Source organism: Sulfuriferula multivorans (assembly GCF_003851125.1).
GTDB classification, from domain to species: Bacteria; Pseudomonadota; Gammaproteobacteria; order Burkholderiales; family Sulfuriferulaceae; genus Sulfuriferula; species Sulfuriferula multivorans.
In genome coordinates this window covers 264,039-282,483 of the sequence record NZ_BGOW01000002.1, presented here as the reverse complement: position 1 = coordinate 282,483, position 18,445 = coordinate 264,039, and the positions used below count along the sequence as shown (strand labels likewise).

The window sequence follows — 18,445 nt, the reverse complement described above, 5'->3', positions numbered from 1 at the left end:
GCCCCGGACCGGGTTAGTCGTGTTTGTGCGGGATGCGCGAAGGTGTATCTTCTTCCTCGAAGGGCAGATTCGCGGCGGCGTCGAAATCCTTTTTGCGCCGTCCGCTCCATGCCCACAGCACAATGGCTACAAAGATCACGAAAAAGACCACTGTGACGATGGCTCCGATAGTCCCTGCCATGCTCATCTCGTTTCCTTGAGTGAAGTGCCGAGTATTTGCAGGTAAGCAATCAGTGCGTCCAGCTCGGTCTTGCCCTGCAATTCATTTTTGGCGCCGGCGATATCGGCGTCGGTATAGGGCACCCCCTCAATGCGCAGTACTTTCATCTTGGTCTCGATGTCGCTGGCATCCGCCGGGTTTTTTGCCAGCCACGGGTAAGACGGCATGTTGGATTCAGGTACCACGTCCTGTGGATGGTTCAGGTGGGTACGGTGCCAGTCATCCGAGTAGCGGCCACCCACCCGCGCCAGATCCGGCCCGGTGCGCTTGGAGCCATACAGGAAGGGGTGGTCGTATACCGATTCTCCGGCTACCGAGTAGTGCCCGTAGCGCTCGGTTTCCGCGCGGAACGGACGAATCATCTGCGAGTGACAGCCGACGCAGCCTTCGCGGATGTAGATGTCTCGTCCGGTCAGCTGCAGCGCGGTGTAGGGCATCATGCCCGCCACCGGCTGGGTGGTGGATTTCTGGAAAAACAGCGGCACGATCTGTACCAGGCCACCGATGCTCACCACCAGGAGGGTGAGCATGATGAACAGGCCGGTGTTCTTTTCGATCTTCTGGTGAAATGATTCCATCATTTTTCTCCTGTTATCCGTTCAAGCGTGTACGGCCTGGGGTATCTGCGCTTCCACTATCCTGCCGGCGGATACCGTTCTCCATACGTTGTAGGCCATGATCAACATGCCGCTAAAGAACATCAGGCCGCCCAGCAGCCGGATGGTGTAGAACGGATACATTGCGTTCAGCACCTGGGCGAAACTGTAGGTCAGCGTGCCGTCCGGGTTGGAAGCGCGCCACATCAAACCTTGCGCTACCCCGGCAATCCACATCGCGGCGATGTAGAACACCACGCCAATGGTGGCTACCCAGAAGTGCAGCGTGATCAGTTTGACGCTGTACATTTCTTCGCGCCCGAACAGGCGCGGGATCAGGTAGTACATGGAGCCGATGGTAATCATCGCCACCCAGCCGAGTGCGCCGGAATGCACGTGGCCGATGGTCCACTCGGTATAGTGGGACAGGGCGTTCACGGTCTTGATCGACATCATCGGACCTTCGAAGGTGGACATGCCGTAGAACGACAGCGCCGTCACCAGAAACTTCAGGATCGGATCGGTGCGCAATTTATGCCAGGCACCGGACAGGGTCATGATGCCGTTCATCATGCCGCCCCAGCTCGGCGCCAGCAGCATCAGCGAGAACACCATGCCGAGGGATTGTGTCCAGTCGGGTAGCACGGTGTATTGCAGATGGTGCGGGCCCGCCCACATGTAGATGAAGTTGAGCGACCAGAAGTGCACGACCGACAGGCGGTAGGAGAAAATCGGGCGCCCGGCCTGCTTGGGAATGAAGTAATACATCATGCCGAGGAAAGCGGTGGTGAGGAAAAACCCCACCGCATTATGGCCGTACCACCACTGCACCATGGCGTCCTGGACACCGGAATAAACATAGTAGGATTTGGTCATGGACACCGGAATCTCGGCGCTGTTGACGATGTGCAGAATGGCAATGGTCAGAATGTAGGCGCCGAAAAACCAGTTGGATACATAAATGTACTTGGTGCGGCGTTTGATGATGGTGCCGAAGAACACCACCGCGTAGGCCACCCACACCAGGGTAATGAGAATGTCGATCGGCCATTCCAGTTCTGCGTATTCATGCGAGGTGGTATAGCCCAGCGGAAGCGTGATGGCCGCCGCCACGATCACCGCCTGCCAGCCCCAGAACGTGAAAGCGGCGAGCTTCTCTGCGTAGAGCCGAACCTGGCAGGTGCGCTGCACAATATAGTAGGACGTAGCAAACAGCGCGGTGCCGCCAAAGGCAAAAATCACTGCATTGGTATGCAGCGGCCTTAACCGTCCGTAACTCAGCCACGGTACGCCAAAGTTCAGTTCCGGCCAGATCAGCTGGGAGGCGATGATGACACCCACCAGCATGCCGACTATGCCCCAGACGATGGTCATGATGGCGAACTGACGGATGACCTTGTAGTTGTAGGTTGTTGTTTCCATGCTGTGCCTCTCCTTTGTTTGTCACAAGCAAAATTACACGTCATTGATTGACTGGTGCCGCCTAACTAAAACCTTGTTCGTCTGATGATTTTTTACCGGGAGGTTTGTCGTCATCCATCAGAATCTGGTGCGCTGGCCCTTCCATATCCTCGAACTGGCCTGCTTTCACCGCCCATAAAAATGCCGCTGCGATGAATACAACCAGGATCACGCTGAGTGGAATCAGCAGGAACAGAATGTCCATGTCAGGGTCCTTCCAGCGCGGGCACAGCCACTGCCGTGCCTGCTTCGGCGGTGGTGTGAACTGGCGCGCCATTGCCGCCAGTACCAAGTCGCATGCGGCTCAGGCGCAGGGCATTGAGCACCACCAGCAGCGACGAAAGCGACATGCCGATACCCGCCATCCACGGCGTGACAAACCCCAGGGCCGCGGCGGGAATGGCGGCCAGATTGTAGACCACTGCCCACGCCAGGTTCTGCCGGATGATCGCGGCGGTGCGCCGGGCCAGCACCATCGCATCCGCCAGTCGTTCCAGCTGGCCGTTCATCATCACCATATCGGCGCTGGCCTGAGCCACATCCGAACCCTGCCCCATGGCGATGGAAACTTGGGCCGCGGCGAGCACTGGTGCATCGTTTACCCCGTCGCCGAGCATGGCGACAATCTGACCGCCGCTTTGCAGTGCGCGCATGCGTGCAAGCTTGTCCTCGGGCATAAGCTGCCCGGCATAATGCTCGATGCCCAGTTGACTGGCCACATGCGCCACGGTGGCGTTGCCGTCGCCGGATAGCAGGCTGACTTCCATCCCCAGTTTTTTCAGACGCGCCACCGCCCGCACGGCGTCCGGGCGCAACTGGTCGCCCAGCAGAAATATGCTCAGCCAGCCGTGTTCGTCGCCCAGCGCAACCATGGTCAGGCTATCCCGCAACTCGAGATGGAGCGGCAGTGGCCGGCCATGCAATTGCGCCACAAAATCCGGGCGGCCCAGGCGCAGATGACGCCCTTCGACGATGCCGTCCAGACCGTACCCCGGCACATTGGTAATGGAGTGGCCGGGCAGGGTGGGCGCGTCGGGATCGTGCAGGGCATGTGCTATGGGATGTTCGGAAACGCTCTCCAGGGTGGAAGCCAGGGCGCGGCAGCGCGCCGCTGAGGTTTCGCCCAAGGGCAGGGTGTCGAGCAGGGTGAGCCTGCCGTAGGTAAGGGTGCCGGTCTTGTCGAACACGATGTGGGTGACACGCGCCAGCGTTTCCAGCGCGTGGCCGCGTGTGGCGAGCAGCCCCATGCCGGTGAGACGCCCGGCTGCGGCGGTAAGGGCGGCCGGGGTGGCCAGACCGAGCGCGCAGGGGCAGCTCACCACCAGTACCGAAACCGTGATCCAGAACGCCCGTGCCGGATCCACCCAGTACCAGCCCAGCGCAACGCCTGTGGCCAGCAGCAGCAAGGCGAGCACGAACCATGCGGCGAACCGGTCCGCCAGCCGGGCGATGCGGGGCTTTTCTGCCTGGGCGCGGTCGAGCAGGCGCAGAATGCCGGACAGCACGGTGTCGGCACCGGTTTTTTCTACGCGCATGACCAGGGGGCCGGTCACGTTGATGGCGCCACCCACCAGGCGATCGCCCGCTACCTTTGGCAACGCATGCGCTTCGCCGGTGAGCAGGGACTCGTCCGCCGCGCTGCTGCCCGTGAGCACAATGCCATCCGCCGGAATCGCCTCACCGGGTTTCACCAGCAAGGTGTCGCCTGCGGCCAACCGGGTGACCGGCACGCTTTGCGTTTCCTGTTGTGCCGGATAATCCAGATATCGGTTGGCAACGGCGGGAATCAGTTTGGCCAGGGTTTCCAGCGCCGCTGCCGATTTGCGTCGCGCGCCCATTTCCAGATAGCGCCCGCTGAGCAGGAAAAACACGAACATGGTGATCGAATCGAAATACACATCGCCGGAATGGGTCAGTATCGCCCAAACGCTGGCAGCAAACGCGGCGCCTACGCCCAGCGCCACCGGCACATCCATGCCTAGGCTGCGGCGCTTGAGGTCGCGCCATGCACCCAGGAAAAATGGCCACGCCGAGTAAAACACCACCGGCAGGGTGAGCATCAGGCTGGCCCAGCGCATCAACGCCTGGATGTCCCAGGTCATGCTGCCGGGATCAGCTAGATAAGACGGGATGGCATACATCATGACCTGCATCATGCCCAGTCCGGCTATCGCCAGTCTGCGCTGGGCGGCCGCACGTTCGCGCCTGAATACGTCCTCCTGGCGATCAGCATCGAATGGGTAGGCGGCATAGCCGATGTCGCGGACTGCATGCAGAATGTCGGAGAGCTGGATACGGCTGTTGTCCCAGCGCACCCGCGCCCGGTGCGTGGCGAAATTGATCTCTACCGCGACTACACCTGGTAACTGCGCGATATGGCGCTCGTTCAGCCAGATGCAGGCGGCGCACACAATACCCTCCAGAATCAGCGCGGCCTCGCGCAGGTCACCTTCGCCTGGCTTGACGAAGGACTGCTGGATTTCCGGCAGGTCATAGAGCCGCAGTTGTTGCAGGATTTCGTCGGCGGCGGGCGCTGCAGCGGTGGAGGGCAGGCTGGTGCGGTGGCGATAGTAGGCGGCGTTGCCGCTGCTCACGATCATCCGTGCGACCGCCTGGCAGCCATGGCAGCAGGTATTGCAACGGGCATCCGGGAGATCGACCGGATAATGCGCACCGGGCGGCAACGGGTTGCCGCAGTGGAAACAGGTGGGCATATCGTGACTGCCGTTACCCATTGGCATGGCTGCCGCCCTCTGGCTGGGTCAGTTGACTAGAAGCGCCAGCCGTAACCGACACCGATGATTACCGGATTGATGTCCAGATCGGTGACGTACGCGCCTGCGGTCGTTTTTACCTTGGTGCTGATATAGACTTTTTTCACATCCAGGTTGATATAGCTGTTGTCGGTAACGGCAATGTCTACGCCGGCTTGCAATGCGCCGCCAAAACTGTTCCTGTCTACATCCAGACCGGTCAGGTCCACGTTATAGAAACGTGTGTAATTGACGCCCGCGCCCACGTAAGGCCTGATTTTGCTGTCCGGGGAAAAATGCCACTGCAGGGTCAGTGTGGGTGGTAGGTGATTGACTTTGCCGAGGCTGACGCCATTGAGTGTTACTTTATGGCGCGCGGTTCCCAGAATCAGTTCGGTAGCGAGGTGTTTGCTGAAGAAATAGGTGAAATCCAGTTCCGGAACTATCTGGGAATCCACGTCTACCCCGGCCAGCGGTGATGAATGGGCGGAAGGATCTATCTGGATGGCGCGAACTCTTACCAGCCAGTTACCGTCCGCAGCCTGGGCGAAATGGGTGACCGATGCGGTAGCGAAGGCGAGTATCAGTGCGGTGCGTTTCATGGTGCCTCTCCTGAGTTGAGGGTTATGGTCATGGATACTTAAAATTCCGTTTATTAACAAATCAGAATATTTTGTATCTGTGTTTAACCATACTACTGACATGGTTAAATTGTCAACGCATTGTAAGATTGTTGTCAATGAATGAATTGACGAACAAGCTGGGAGACAATGTGAAACAGGTGTTGCGTGCTGTAGTAAATGTATGCAGCAGGATAGAATTCACTCATGTTGACCTGGCTTAGTGACGATGAGGATTTTCCGGCCGTATGCAAGGCGTTGCGTGACCCGGACGGGTTATTGGCTGCGGGGGGCGTCCTGTCCCCGGCGCGTCTGGTGGATGCTTATTCGCGCGGCATTTTCCCCTGGTACAACCCCGGTGATCCCATTCTATGGTGGAGTCCGGACCCGCGCATGGTGCTGTTTCCGCAGGAGCTGGTGGTGCAGCGTTCGCTCGCCAAGGTGCTGCGCAAGCGCCACTATGAGATTCGTGTGGATACCGTTTTTGCAGAAGTCATTGCGGGATGTTCCAAACCGCGCGCGGGGCAGAGCGGTACCTGGATCAGTGCGGAAATGATCGCCGCGTATACGCGCCTGCACCAGATGGGTGTGGCGCATAGCATCGAGACCTGGATAGACGGCAGGCTGGCGGGCGGTTTGTACGGCATTGCGCTGGGACGGGCGTTTTACGGTGAATCTATGTTCACGCTGGTGCCGGATGCTTCGAAAATCGCTTTTGTACATCTGGTGCGCCAATTACAACGCTGGGACTTTGGCGTGATCGATTGCCAGATGAACACGCCGCATCTGGCGCGCTTTGGCGCACGCGAAATTCCCCGTGCAGATTTTATCGCGCAGCTGAATAACTTGATAAACTTGCCGGCAGTGCTCACTCCCTGGCGCTTCGACCATGACCTTATTGAATGACCTGCCGTTCGCGCGGTTGCAGTTTTACCTGACTTCGCCGTATCCGTGCAGTTACCTGGCGGCGCAAACGGCGCGTTCGCAAGTCGTGACGCCTGCGCATCTGGTGGATGACATGGCATACAGCCAGTTGATTCAATCCGGCTTCCGGCGCAGCGGCCTGTTCACCTACCGCCCGCAATGCGCCAGCTGTCAGGCATGCATACCTGTGCGCGTGGTCGTGAATGAATTCACCCCGAGTCGTACCCAGCGCCGTACCGGCAAGCGCAATGCGGATCTGGTGGCGGAGCCGCGGCGCCCGTTTTTTGATGCTGAGCACTACAAGTTGTACCAACGTTACCAGGCATCTCGGCATGCGGGCGGCGGCATGGATCACGACGACCGCGACCAGTACGCGCACTTTTTGCTGCAAAGCAACGTGGATACTTATCTGGTGGAATTCCGTGAAGCGAGAGTGTTGCGCATGGTCAGCGTGATTGATCAGGTCGAGGATGGACTGTCTGCCGTTTACACGTTTTTTGACCCGGATCTGTCACAGCGCAGCCTTGGTGTGTACAGCGTATTGTGGCAAATCGAACTGGCGCGCAACCTCGGCCTGCCCTATGTATATCTGGGCTACTGGATCGAAGCCAGCCGCAAGATGGCTTACAAGAGCCAATACCAACCGTTGCAAGGATTGATCGATGATGACTGGCGCATCTTCTTACCGGCGCAAACTTGAACCGCTGTGCGCGAAAATCGGCCGCGACCGTGTCGATCAGGTGGTACACGCGTTCTATACCAAGCTGCGGACGGACCCGGTGTTGCATGGATATTTTGACGGCATCACCGATTTTTCCGAGCATGAGGCGCTCATCGCCGATTTCTGGTGGGTCGCGATGGGTGGCATATTGGCGCAGCCACGTCAGTTCGACATGCTGGGCCGGCACCGGACGCTGGGGCTGACGCCAGTAGTTTTCGAACGTTGGCTGGCATTGTTTGGCGATACCATGGCCATATACGTGCCCCCGGATCTCGCCAAACAATGGCTGCAAATGGCCGTTGGCATCGGCGCCAATCTTCAAAATCAAATGCCAAAATAAATGGAAAAACACACTTGGCTTGTGCGGATAGTCCTGGTCCTGGCTGGCCTGGTGCTGGTGACGGCATGGCTGCTTTATCGTGGCAACCAGAACAACCTGGTGGCCGAATCGCAGGTGAATACAACTTATCGTGCTCTGTATTACAGCGAACATCTCTGGTCGCAACTGCAGCAGGCCAAGGTCGACCATGCTGCATACCTGCATGATGCCAATGCGCAAACGCTCAAACGGTATCGGCAGGATATTCAAGAAGCAGAAAATGCGCTGAGGGAACTTGGCCTGCTGATGCGCACCACTACGGAAGGCTATGGCCAGATTATTCAGCTGCGCCAGCATGTATGGTCATATATGTCAGAACTGGACGCGTCTCCGGGCACAACCGATACCAGGCCGCTAGCCCAGACGCAGACGCCTGCTGGGCAGACACAGATGGCCGCCATAGTGCGCGATTTGCAGGCATTCCAGAGCGTGCAGCGGTTGCGGCTCCAGCAATTTCAGGAACAGCGCAACCGGTCGCGACGCGTGTTGTTGATGACAATACAGATCAATGCTTTGTTAGTGCTGGCCACGCTGCTCTTCACAGCATATCTGATCCGGGTGTATGCAGTTCGCCGCCGTCAAAGTCAGGCCGAACTGGAACAGATCATCAGTACCAGTACCGAGCAACTGCGCAGCGAAGTACTCCGGCATCAAGCCGCACGTGAGACGCTGCAGGCCAGCGAAGTGAAGTTTCGTACCCTGACTGAAACCACGGCTGCGGCGATTTTTATCTATCAGGGCGATTACATCGTTTATGCAAACCCGGAAGCCGAGAGAATCAGCGGTTATAGCGCGGCGGAATTACGCAATATGCAGCCTTGGCAGCTGGTGCACCCGGATTACCGGGAATTGGCACATGCACGGGCCGATGCCAGAATGGCCGGGCAGGAGGTGCCAAGCCGTTATGAGATTCCGATCCAGACTCGCACCGGCGAAACCCGCTGGCTGGATTTCACTGCCGGAGTGATTATCTATGAAGGCAGGCAGGCCGGTCTGGGCACCGCTTACGATATTACTGAACGCAAACAGCAGGAAGCCGCACTTGCCCATCTGGCCACGCATGACAGCCTGACTGATCTCCCCAATCAGGTACTGGCAGTGGAGCGTTTACGCTCCGCTCTCAACGAGGCCGAACGCCGCCACCGTCTGGTCGGCGTGGTGCAACTCAATCTCAAACGCTTCAAGGCAGTCAATGACAACCTCGGTCACGCGGGGGGGAATCAGGTATTGCAGCAGGTTGCGCAGCGCCTGAAGCCGCTGATGCATGGCGAAGACACTCTGGCGCGACCGGATAGCGACAAGTTTCTGGTTATCCTCTCCAATCTGGTTTATCCAGGCGAGGCGGCACGCAGAGTTCAGCAGCTGATCGAAACATTCCAGATCCCGTTCAATGTAGAGGGTAGAGAAGTCTTTATCAAGGCCTGCGCCGGCGTGACTTTCTATCCGTCCGACGGTAGCGATGCCGAAAGCCTGTTGCGCACCGCGGCCACCGCACTCAATCGGGGCAGTAGCAATGACAGTGAATGCATCAGTTATTACAGCTCGGGCATGTTCGAGCAGGCGTCGCACCGCTTGACGCTGGAGGCTTCCCTGCATCGTGCCCTGGAACGGCATGAACTGGTGCTGCACTACCAGCCAAAATACCGGCTCGATGACGGTGAAATCAGCTCGGTCGAATCGCTGTTACGCTGGCAGCATCCTGAATATGGCATGATTTCGCCCAAGGACTTTATTGCCATGGCGGAGGAGGTGGGACTGATCGTGCCCGTGGGCGAATGGGCGATCACCGCTGCCTGTGCCCAGGCTGTAGCATGGCGCGACGCGGGTTTGCCGCTGACGGTAGCAGTCAATTTGTCTGCGCTGCATTTTTCCAGCAAAGGCCTGGTCGCGCACGTACGCCAGACGCTGGCCGAGAGTGGTTTGCCAGCGAATTTTCTGGAACTTGAAATCACGGAAACAGCGCTGATCGGCGACATGGGCAGCTCCATTGCCAAGCTTAACGAACTGAGCGCGCTGGGTGTACGGCTTGCGCTGGATGATTTCGGCACGGGTTATTCCAGTTTTAGCTATTTGCGCCATTTGCCTATTAACAGCCTGAAAATAGATCGCAGTTTTGTGACCGATATCGTCGAGAATGTGCAAAGCTCCGCCATCGTGTCAGCCATCATCGGTCTGGCACATGGCCTCGGCCTGGAAGTGGTGGCAGAGGGTGTGGAAACCGCAGCGCAACGCATCAAACTGGAGCAGCTCGGATGCGACCTGATCCAGGGCTACCTGATCAGCCGTGCGCTGCCCGAGGACGAGTTGAGCGCGTTGCTTGCAGCTGTCAAGTGAGCAGTTGGGTGGTCAAATACCTGCGGTATGCGAGTGAAGACAGGTTCTGCCTGTTTCTGCCGGAATTGCAGGATAATATAGGTTTGCGCGCATCCCAAGGGCTTGTTTCGCAAGAATCCGTTCATCGTCTAATCAAACCTATTTAACCTGCTACGCTAAACTACCATGCGCCAATACCTTGATCTGATGCGCCACGTGCTGGAGCACGGCACTCAAAAATCCGACCGCACCGGCACCGGTACCCTTTCCGTTTTCGGCCACCAGATGCGCTTTGATCTAAGCCAGGGTTTTCCGCTGGTGACGACCAAGAAATGCCATTTGCGCTCCATCATCCACGAGTTGTTGTGGTTCCTGCAGGGCGACACCAATATCCGTTACCTGAAGGAAAACGGCGTCAAAATCTGGGACGAATGGGCCGACGAGAACGGTGACCTGGGTCCGGTCTATGGACACCAGTGGCGCAACTGGCCCAAGCCGGACGGCGGGCATATTGACCAGATTGCGCGCGTGCTGCACGACCTCAAACACAATCCGGATTCGCGCCGCATCATTGTGTCTGCGTGGAACGTCGCCGACCTCGACAAAATGGCGCTGGCACCCTGCCATGCCTTTTTCCAGTTCTATGTTGCCGACGGAAAATTAAGCTGCCAGCTTTATCAGCGCAGCGCCGACATCTTCCTCGGTGTGCCGTTCAACATCGCCAGCTACGCGCTGCTTACCATGATGCTGGCGCAGGTGAGCGGCCTCAAACCCGGCGATTTCGTCCATACCCTGGGCGATGCGCATCTGTATTCGAACCACCTCGATCAAGCCCGCGAGCAACTCACACGCGAACCGCGTCAGTTACCCACCATGCAGATGAATCCCGCAGTCACCGACTTGTTTGCCTTCAAGTTTGAAGATTTCGAACTGCAAGGCTACGACCCGCATCCGGCGATCAAAGCACCGGTGGCGGTGTAAGAAAGATTCGTGATGACGCTGTTACCCGTCTGGGCCGAGCAAATCAAATACCTGGTAGGCATTTTTGCCATTCTGAATCCTCTCGGCGCCATCCCGATTTATCTCAGCCTGACCGCGGACCGGCGCTCCACGGAAATGCACCGCACTGCCGCCAAAGCCGCCATCGCCGTGGCGGTGATCCTGATTCTCGCCGTGTGGGTAGGGGATTCTTTGCTGTCGTTTTTCGGCATCGGCCTGCCGGCGTTTCGTATCGCAGGCGGACTGCTGGTATTGCTGATTGCGATCGCCATGTTTCACGCTCGAACCAGCCCTGCGCGGCAGACCGATGCCGAACAAACCGAAGCCGAATCCAAGAATGACATTGCCGTGGTGCCGCTGGCGATTCCGCTGTTGGCGGGTCCGGGAGCAATCAGCCTGGCCATTGTTGACGCCCATCAGGCGGGAAACTGGCCGGAAAAACTGGTGTTCAGCCTGGGTATCGTTGCGGTCGGGGTGGTCGTCTGGCTGGTATTGCGTTTGGCCGAACCGATCGGCGCACGCCTCGGTACAGCCGGCCTCAACATCGCCACGCGCGTGATGGGGCTGATACTCGCCGCGATGGCGGTACAGTTCATGGCAGACGGTTTATTGGCGCTGTTTCCGGGGCTGTCGCGTTAAGGGCCTAAAAACTCATCTTAAAAACCGCAATTCAAGCCACAGAGATGAAGCGGGTTCCGCATATTTTTTCCGGTTCACCTGATGGGTGAAGTCGATATTTACGGCAAGCAATTGTTTTTGCGAGTTGGGCGACGCATTGTCCATCCGTGCGAACCCCATTGCCTCTGTGAACTCTGTGTTCTCTGTGGCTGACTGATTTTTTCAGGTTCATATTTCATCCCAACGGCAACGTTGCGGAAAAATTTCTTGCTGACATATAAATCATATGCGGCGCGATGAATTATTTCCGCGTCTTGTTTTGGGTCAACCATGAATTGTTAAAGAAGCCTTTAAGGCGTTATGGCTGTGACGGGGCCTTGCGCCTGTTGAACTGCTTTGAGAATTTGCGTTAAATCGCCGGAAGCCAGCGACGGCGGTTGCGGACCCTCGATTTTGACCTGGGTCCAGTCCACCACCGATCCGGTTCCCCATGACACCACCGAAGCCAGTACAAACACCAGCATGCCGCGCGTCATGCCCTTGCCGATTTTCATGTCATCCAGGTAACGGTTAAGCCACCAGGCGGCGATGATGAAGGCGATGGTAGAAATAATCAGGTTCAGCATGGTCGTTGCTCGATCGTCATGAGGGCTTATCTTGAGGCTGAATTTTATACATTACGGCTCTTCCGCGCAGTTCTTTACTGCCCCAGGCTGGATATAATGTTCGAAACCAGGAGAAAACATGCTGCATCCCAAGCCCCGCATCGCGCTCATCGCCGCGCTGGCAAAAAATCGCGTTATCGGCATTCACAATACGCTGCCGTGGCGTTTGCCGGAAGAACTCAAGCATTTCAAGGCACTCACCATGGGGCACCATATATTGATGGGACGCAAGACCTTTGAATCCATCGGGCGCCCACTGCCGGGGCGCACCACAGTGATCATTTCGCGTACCGCTTACAGTGCGCCCGCCGGTTGCCTGGTAGCGAACTCCATCCCGGAAGCCTTGGCCGCCTGTGCAGGCGATCCGGAAGTATTCTTTATCGGTGGTGCGCAACTTTACGAACAGGCATTACCCCTGGCGGACCGGCTTTATCTGACCGAAATTCACGCCGAATTTGCCGGCGATGCCTGGTTTCCCCAATTCGAGCGCACCGATTGGGAAGAGTTCAGCCGCAACCCGCGCTACGATGAGGCGAGCGCACTGAACTATGATTTTGTGGTTTACCAACGTAAGGGGATGTCAAAATGAAAGCAATCAAAGTACTGGTGATTTTTGTGTTCAGCATGGTGCTGGGAGTAAGCGCGGCGTGGGCGGGGCAGACGGAACTGACCTGGTACGGCCATTCCGCATTCAAGATCACCACGCCGAGCGGCAAAGTGCTGCTGATCGATCCGTGGATTACCAATCCCGCGAATAAAAACGGCAAAGCCGATCTGGCGGGGCTTACGCATGTGGACCTGATCCTGATCAGTCACGGCCATTTCGATCATGTCGGCGATGCGGTGGCGATTGCCAAAAAAACCGGCGCACACCTAGTCAGCACGTTTGATCTAGGCAACGCGCTGGTCACCTACGGCGGATTCCCCAAGGCGCAGGCGGGCATGGATACCGAGGGTAATTTCGGCGGCGAACTCACCCTGCTCGGAGGCGATGTGAAAGTTGCTTTCATTCCGGCCATCCACAGCTCCACCGTGATGGATGAAAACGGCAAGGATATCCACGGGGGCGGCAACCCGGGCGGATTCCTGATCAGCATCAAGAACGGCCCGGTGATCTATCACACCGGCGACACCGATGTATTCAACGACATGACGCTCATCCCGCGCTTTCACAAAGTGGACGTGATGCTGGCATGTATCGGCGGCCATTTCACCATGGGACCGGGCCGCGCCGCACTGGCAACCAAAATGGTTGCGCCGCTGATGGTCGTGCCTATGCACTACGGCACCTTCCCGGTACTGGACGGCACACCGGCCGAATTCAAGGCCGCGTTGGCCAAGCAGGGCGTGAAAGCCAAACTGGAAGTAATGCAGCCGGATGAAATGATCAAGCTCTGAGGTATACCGATTGGCAACGGGCGAGTTCATCGCCCCGTTGCTAACGAAAGCATCTCGATTATCCGGAAGTCACTTCTTGTGCACGTGCGTCTGGGTGCGGCTTTTCCCCGCTTTTTTCAATGAAATCGCAATAGCCTGTTTGACCGCTTTTTGTTTGCTGGCGGGGTGGCTGTTGCCGATTTTGCCATCTTTTTCCCACTCATGAACCAGGGTTTTTACATTGCTGCTGACGGCTGCTTTGCTCGTTCCTTTTTTTAACGGCATGATGTTTCTCCAGTCTGTGAAATCAAAAATAAATAACCAGGTTACCGGCCCTTCGCGCCAGATCGTTTTCTGACCAGAAAGCATGGTTGGCCAACATTGATCCGGGAGTACCAATGATTATTTATTTTCGACCTCTGAATTTACATATACCGTGCGCTTCCGTACATCCAAAGTTCTGGGAATGAGCCACTATTAAATTTATTAGCGGGGATGAGAGGGGCTTCAATAGCGGCGTATTCTTGATCTGCAACATTCAATGTGCTTTCCGTCTACGCAATTGTTGCGTAATGTCCAGTCATAAGGGTTGTACAAATTCAGAAAAACCCTCTGCATGACTTGAAATTCTAGAGGATATCTTTTCCCGCTCATGATTCCTGTCTCGGTAGACCCTAACGCCCCGTTGTTCATCGTGCTGAATGTCGGCTCCGGTAACCATGACACTGCAAAAACACGCGCCATAATCGAAGAGATTTTGACGCATGCGGGCCGCGAGCATCATATAAGCATGGTCGAAGACCCCGCCCGGCTGCACGATCTCGCCCGCCAGACGGTCGAGAAGGCCAAACCCAGGGGAGGCGTAGTCGTTGCGGCGGGCGGTGATGGGACCCTCAATGCAGTTGCCCAGGCAACGCTGCCCAGTGGTTGCCCGTTCGGCGTGCTGCCGCAAGGTACCTTCAACTATTTCAGCCGTACTCACGGAATTCCATCCGACACGGCTGAAGCCGCGCGACTGTTGCTCACTGCCCGGGCTCACCCGGTACAGGTAGGCCTGGTCAATGATCGGGTATTCCTGGTCAATGCCAGTATGGGTTTGTACCCGCAATTGCTTGAAAATCGTGAGGCCTACAAGCAGCAATTCGGACGCAGTCGTCTGGTGGCATTCTGGGCGGGATTCATCTCTCTGCTGCGCGAACATCGGCAATTGCGCCTGCGTATCGAATATCGCGGCGAAACGCGAGTGGTGCGCACCCCGACATTGTTCGTAGGTAATAACCGGCTGCAACTGGAACAGATAGGCATCCCTCAGGCATATTTACTGGAGCAAGGCCAGCTCGCCGCCATATCCTTGCGGCCGGTAGGAACCCTGGCCATGCTGTGGCTGCTGTTACGCGGCGCGTTCGGGCAGCTCGGCGAGGCCGACAGCGTTTCCCACTTCGCTTTCAAACATATCAGCGTCACCCCGGCGCTGCCTTATGGTAGCCGCCGCGTGAAAATTGCGACGGATGGCGAGATCGAATGGCTGCAGGCACCGATCGAATTTCGCGTCGCCCCCGAGTTTTTGTTTTTACTCAAGCCTGAACCTGATTTGTCTGTGAGTGGGCAGTCATGACTGTGCTGCTACAAATATCCGATACGCATTTCGGCACCGAGCAGCCGCCGGTAGTAGAGGCATTGGTTCGGCTTGCCCACGAGCAGGCTCCGGATCTGGTGGTGCTGTCGGGTGATATTACCCAGCGCGCAAGACGCAAACAGTTTCGAGCGGCGCGCGCATTTGTCGATCGACTGGGAGTGGCCGTGACACTCGCCATTCCCGGCAACCACGATATTCCACTTTTCAATGTGGCAGCTCGATTGTTTTACCCGTATGCGAATTACAGTCGAGAGTTTGGTACCGACCTGGAACCGGTATTCGAATCGGATCAGTTACTCGTTATCGCCCTGAACACGACGCGTTTATACCGCCATACGGATGGCGAAGTGTCCATTGAACAGATTGAACGTGTGGCGCAGCGGCTTGAACAGGCGGCCCCAACCCAGTTGCGCATTGTCGTCACCCATCAACCGGTTGCCGTAACACGGGCGCAGGATGAAACCAATCTTCTCCATGGGCGCTTGGAAGCCATACCCCGATGGGCCCAGGCAGGCGCTGATATCATCCTCGGCGGCCATATCCATCTACCCTATGTGCTGGCATTGCATAAGCAATTTGCTGAGCTGCCACGCAAGCTGTGGGCAATTCAGGCAGGCACCGCCGTTTCATCACGGGTTCGACATGAAGTCGGTAACTCGGTGAACCTGATACGCTATAACGGGCAAGGGGAACAGCGCCGCGGCGCGGTGATCGAACGATGGGACTATGTGTCGTCGCAGCAGTGCTTTCGGCCGGTTGAGATCAAGAAGCTAGATATTGATACATCCATTCATACTGACTGACGCGATAGCAAGCCTGCCCCTGTTTTCAAGTTTGGAAAATGCGCTGCCAACTCACGGCAATCGCATTGCGCGCTTAATCACTGATACAAAAATCCTTTACTTGCAACGCTCAAAGAGCAGCAGCTAACTTGGTAGACTGCCTTCTCATTCCGTTGAATACGGCTTCTGCCATATCCATGGGAAAGTCATCCGGCAACAAGTTGCCCACTTCGCCAATCACGGATTCCGTGGACTCAACAACCTCCTCAATCAATCGCCCTGCCGCGGCAGCCCCGAGCCCGACTTGCTGTGCTTGCGCAATCCAGTGCCGTCGCTGGATTTTCTCAATCAGGTAGTAATGGGTACTTCCCCGCACCGCCATGGCAAGTTTTGCCTTATACGGGGAAATTTGATTCTTTCCTTTCCCAATGACGGGATGGGCAGAAAGCACGTCATAGATCGGCGTGGCGCGGTAGCTACCACCGGGGAGATGGGCGATGCTGAAGTTCTTCGCGTGACCATCGATGGCCGCCAGCACCCAAAAAATGATCTGGGTTTTGAAGAAGTTATTCCGGTCCCGCTCAGCATCGTCCGACCCGAGTAGCAATTCCATGATTTGAGTAATTCCTGGGCCGCCGTCTGACTGATATTTATGCAATGGCGACGTACCCGTTGCCTGGCACATGTCTTCCTGGGGCAGACGGATGATCCAGCTTCCATCGCTTGATGGGGTGCGGTCGAATCGCTCGACGACGAGGGCTTTCTGGTCCTCGAAATGCTCGATTTCACACCGCGCAATGGGAATTTCGTAGGCCTCCATGATTTTTGAGCACATCCATTCGTTCTCCAGCGAGGTGCGCATATCGGCCTGCATATGGCCGACCAGGCCCAATGGCAGTTTGAAGATGTGCGTTGTCGGGGTACTTCCATGGGGCAGCAGCCATTTGCCTTTGTGACGCAACAGGGCGGTTTTCTCCTGCGCCCCCGCGATGGACAGTCTCAGATCCCCGTCGTGATCATGTTGCCCCAAGGCTTGAGCCGATGTGGTGTTGCGTAGTCGTTGAGCGATTTCCGCGGTGTTCAACTTCTCCTCGTTGATTTCATACAGGTCCGACGGCGCCTCATCTTCGGGGAGGAGTTGTATGGCACCCACGCAGTCCCGGCCCAGTTTTGCCAGCAGTCGAAAGGGATCAATGCCACCAGCCTGGTGACGCTGCGCCAGACGACGGCGAATGGCATCGTTGTCGGGCAGCATGTTGTCGAAATAGTCAGTAACGATCTGCCCTTGGTAGGGTGCATTTCCCGGCAGGAATGGAAGTGATAAGGACAAGGGGCGAGACTGTTCGTCCGTGAGCCATTCATCGAAGTAACCCAGGCGTTCGCCTTGTCGAGCCGTTTCCCAAGTGCCAACAGGGATGCCGTTCATCCAGATGTTCAGCCTTTGTGTCTTTGCACGGCGCCCCATGGTTACCAGCTTTCTTTCTTTCTTGTCGGGGCAACAATACGGCCCACTTTGGCAACGGCCGGCGGCTTTTTCTTCCCGATCGCTACGGAGCCGGGTGTCTTGCTGATCTTCTGGACCATAGCCTTGCCCTTGGAGGGGCGCTTGCTGGTGACCTTGACGGAAGGCGTAGCACCCATGCCGGTAGCGGGAGAAGTTTGATCCAGAGAAATTTCAACATTCAGCATGCGCAGCACCATGAAAAGCCTCTCAAGCGTCGCTGTCGCCGGATTGGCTTCAAAGTAGGCATAACTTTGCTGAGTGATTCCCAGTTTTTCAGCCATGGCTGCCTGAGTCAGCCCTTTTTCCTTGCGAAAACCCTTGAGGACCAGAGGGAGCTGGCTGAGGGTCTTGATGGGATAAATCACTTTTGCCTCCGTTCATGAGTCATGTAGCAATACAAATATTGGACTGTAAATAGGATTAACAGCCCTCTGTTTGTATATTACATTTACAAACTTTGGTATGTAAATATAATTTACAACTCACAGTCTGTATTTACTCTCTTTCGTTGCAGCCCCATCACCCCTCCTTCGTTCATCTGCCCTGCGAAGCCACCCATAGCCTACGGCGCTAGGTAACTCATTCTGATCATTCGTGGTGTGTCAAGCCAATGACCGCTTTTGTGTAGGTTTGTTCGATGTCTGTCCCGACCGTGCAAGCGGCAGATGACCAGCCGAGGTGGGTGGGCAGGCGTTGGACAAACCTACACATGAGCGGTAGGTCACGTGAGGCAGGTTTCGGGCAGTGGAAAAATAAGTTATCTTTTTGCGGTATCCCATAACCGGACATCCGGAATGGTTAACAAGTAGCCACTTTCTCCCAAAATTAATGTCCATGGCGATTTTTGTATGCTGTTTGGATTGAACTTTCTTTATTC

20 protein-coding genes are annotated in these 18,445 nt (G+C 56.6%); 10 read left to right on the top strand and 10 right to left on the bottom strand.

Annotation, left to right across the window (positions count from 1 at the left end; translation table 11 throughout):
- Nucleotides 1–13 precede the first annotated feature (13 nt).
- The 6 genes from EI185_RS02610 to EI185_RS02585 form a co-directional block, all read right to left on the bottom strand.
- Nucleotides 14–181 (bottom strand): cbb3-type cytochrome oxidase subunit 3, encoded by a 168-nt coding sequence (locus tag EI185_RS02610; protein ID WP_223247627.1) that lies wholly within the window; start codon nucleotides 179–181, stop codon nucleotides 14–16.
- A 2-nt stretch (nucleotides 182–183) separates the two neighbouring features.
- The gene (ccoO, locus tag EI185_RS02605) at nucleotides 184–801 is read right to left on the bottom strand and encodes a cytochrome-c oxidase, cbb3-type subunit II (protein ID WP_223247626.1); all 618 of its coding nucleotides are present in this window, start codon (nucleotides 799–801) and stop codon (nucleotides 184–186) included.
- 18 nt (nucleotides 802–819) lie between these two features.
- The gene (ccoN, locus tag EI185_RS02600) at nucleotides 820–2,238 is read right to left on the bottom strand and encodes a cytochrome-c oxidase, cbb3-type subunit I (protein WP_124703544.1); all 1,419 of its coding nucleotides are present in this window, start codon (nucleotides 2,236–2,238) and stop codon (nucleotides 820–822) included.
- 61 nt (nucleotides 2,239–2,299) lie between these two features.
- Nucleotides 2,300–2,482, bottom strand: a complete 183-nt coding sequence (gene ccoS / locus EI185_RS02595) for a cbb3-type cytochrome oxidase assembly protein CcoS (protein WP_124703543.1) — start codon at nucleotides 2,480–2,482, stop codon at nucleotides 2,300–2,302.
- A gap of 1 nt (nucleotide 2,483) precedes the next feature.
- Nucleotides 2,484–5,018: a heavy metal translocating P-type ATPase gene (locus EI185_RS02590; RefSeq protein ID WP_223247625.1), complete on the bottom strand. Its 2,535-nt coding sequence runs from the start codon at nucleotides 5,016–5,018 to the stop codon at nucleotides 2,484–2,486.
- Nucleotides 5,019–5,047: 29 nt separating this feature from the next.
- The gene (locus EI185_RS02585) at nucleotides 5,048–5,632 is read right to left on the bottom strand and encodes an OmpW/AlkL family protein (protein WP_124703542.1); all 585 of its coding nucleotides are present in this window, start codon (nucleotides 5,630–5,632) and stop codon (nucleotides 5,048–5,050) included.
- A 225-nt stretch (nucleotides 5,633–5,857) separates the two neighbouring features.
- Between EI185_RS02585 and aat the strand changes: the two genes are divergently transcribed.
- The 6 genes from aat (at nucleotide 5,858) to EI185_RS02555 (ending at nucleotide 11,625) form a co-directional block, all read left to right on the top strand.
- Nucleotides 5,858–6,556, top strand: coding sequence for a leucyl/phenylalanyl-tRNA--protein transferase (gene aat / locus EI185_RS02580; protein ID WP_124703541.1), 699 nt, complete (start codon nucleotides 5,858–5,860; stop codon nucleotides 6,554–6,556).
- On the top strand, nucleotides 6,540–7,274 hold the full coding sequence (locus EI185_RS02575; protein ID WP_124703540.1) for an arginyltransferase: 735 nt from the start codon (nucleotides 6,540–6,542) through the stop codon (nucleotides 7,272–7,274). Before aat ends, EI185_RS02575 begins: the two co-directional genes overlap by 17 nt.
- On the top strand, nucleotides 7,237–7,635 hold the full coding sequence (locus EI185_RS02570; RefSeq protein WP_223247624.1) for a truncated hemoglobin: 399 nt from the start codon (nucleotides 7,237–7,239) through the stop codon (nucleotides 7,633–7,635). Before EI185_RS02575 ends, EI185_RS02570 begins: the two co-directional genes overlap by 38 nt.
- Nucleotides 7,636–10,008, top strand: a complete 2,373-nt coding sequence (locus EI185_RS02565) for an EAL domain-containing protein (RefSeq protein ID WP_124703539.1) — start codon at nucleotides 7,636–7,638, stop codon at nucleotides 10,006–10,008.
- Between the two features lie 165 nt (nucleotides 10,009–10,173).
- On the top strand, nucleotides 10,174–10,968 hold the full coding sequence (locus tag EI185_RS02560) for a thymidylate synthase (protein WP_124703538.1): 795 nt from the start codon (nucleotides 10,174–10,176) through the stop codon (nucleotides 10,966–10,968).
- A gap of 12 nt (nucleotides 10,969–10,980) precedes the next feature.
- Entirely contained in the window at nucleotides 10,981–11,625 is a 645-nt protein-coding gene (locus EI185_RS02555; protein ID WP_223247630.1) for a MarC family protein, read from the top strand.
- Nucleotides 11,626–11,954: 329 nt separating this feature from the next.
- Here the strand turns inward: EI185_RS02555 and EI185_RS02550 are convergent, their stop codons facing one another.
- A complete protein-coding gene (locus EI185_RS02550; protein WP_124703536.1) occupies nucleotides 11,955–12,230 on the bottom strand; it encodes a hypothetical protein in 276 nt (91 codons plus the stop codon).
- Between the two features lie 118 nt (nucleotides 12,231–12,348).
- Here EI185_RS02550 and EI185_RS02545 point away from each other — a divergent pair, with 118 nt between their 5' ends.
- Both EI185_RS02545 and EI185_RS02540 read left to right on the top strand, forming a co-directional pair.
- Complete coding sequence (locus EI185_RS02545) at nucleotides 12,349–12,858, top strand: dihydrofolate reductase (protein WP_124703535.1); 510 nt, start codon at nucleotides 12,349–12,351, stop codon at nucleotides 12,856–12,858.
- Nucleotides 12,855–13,667: a metal-dependent hydrolase gene (locus tag EI185_RS02540; protein WP_124703534.1), complete on the top strand. Its 813-nt coding sequence runs from the start codon at nucleotides 12,855–12,857 to the stop codon at nucleotides 13,665–13,667. Before EI185_RS02545 ends, EI185_RS02540 begins: the two co-directional genes overlap by 4 nt.
- Before the next feature lie 69 nt (nucleotides 13,668–13,736).
- Here EI185_RS02540 and EI185_RS02535 read toward each other — a convergent pair whose 3' ends face one another.
- Nucleotides 13,737–14,015 carry a hypothetical protein gene (locus EI185_RS02535; protein WP_223247623.1) on the bottom strand — a complete coding sequence of 93 codons (279 nt, stop codon included), beginning with the start codon at nucleotides 14,013–14,015 and terminating at the stop codon, nucleotides 13,737–13,739.
- A gap of 283 nt (nucleotides 14,016–14,298) precedes the next feature.
- On the opposite strand from EI185_RS02535, the gene EI185_RS02530 reads away from it, so the two are divergent.
- Nucleotides 14,299–15,261: a diacylglycerol/lipid kinase family protein gene (locus EI185_RS02530; RefSeq protein WP_124703533.1), complete on the top strand. Its 963-nt coding sequence runs from the start codon at nucleotides 14,299–14,301 to the stop codon at nucleotides 15,259–15,261.
- Nucleotides 15,258–16,085, top strand: coding sequence for a metallophosphoesterase family protein (locus tag EI185_RS02525; protein ID WP_124703532.1), 828 nt, complete (start codon nucleotides 15,258–15,260; stop codon nucleotides 16,083–16,085). Before EI185_RS02530 ends, EI185_RS02525 begins: the two co-directional genes overlap by 4 nt.
- Nucleotides 16,086–16,194: 109 nt before the next feature.
- On the opposite strand, the gene EI185_RS02520 is transcribed toward EI185_RS02525, so the two are convergent.
- Nucleotides 16,195–17,529, bottom strand: coding sequence for a type II toxin-antitoxin system HipA family toxin (locus EI185_RS02520; protein ID WP_124703531.1), 1,335 nt, complete (start codon nucleotides 17,527–17,529; stop codon nucleotides 16,195–16,197).
- A 2-nt stretch (nucleotides 17,530–17,531) separates the two neighbouring features.
- Nucleotides 17,532–17,933 (bottom strand): helix-turn-helix transcriptional regulator, encoded by a 402-nt coding sequence (locus EI185_RS02515; RefSeq protein WP_124703530.1) that lies wholly within the window; start codon nucleotides 17,931–17,933, stop codon nucleotides 17,532–17,534.
- Nucleotides 17,934–18,445: the final 512 nt, after the last annotated feature.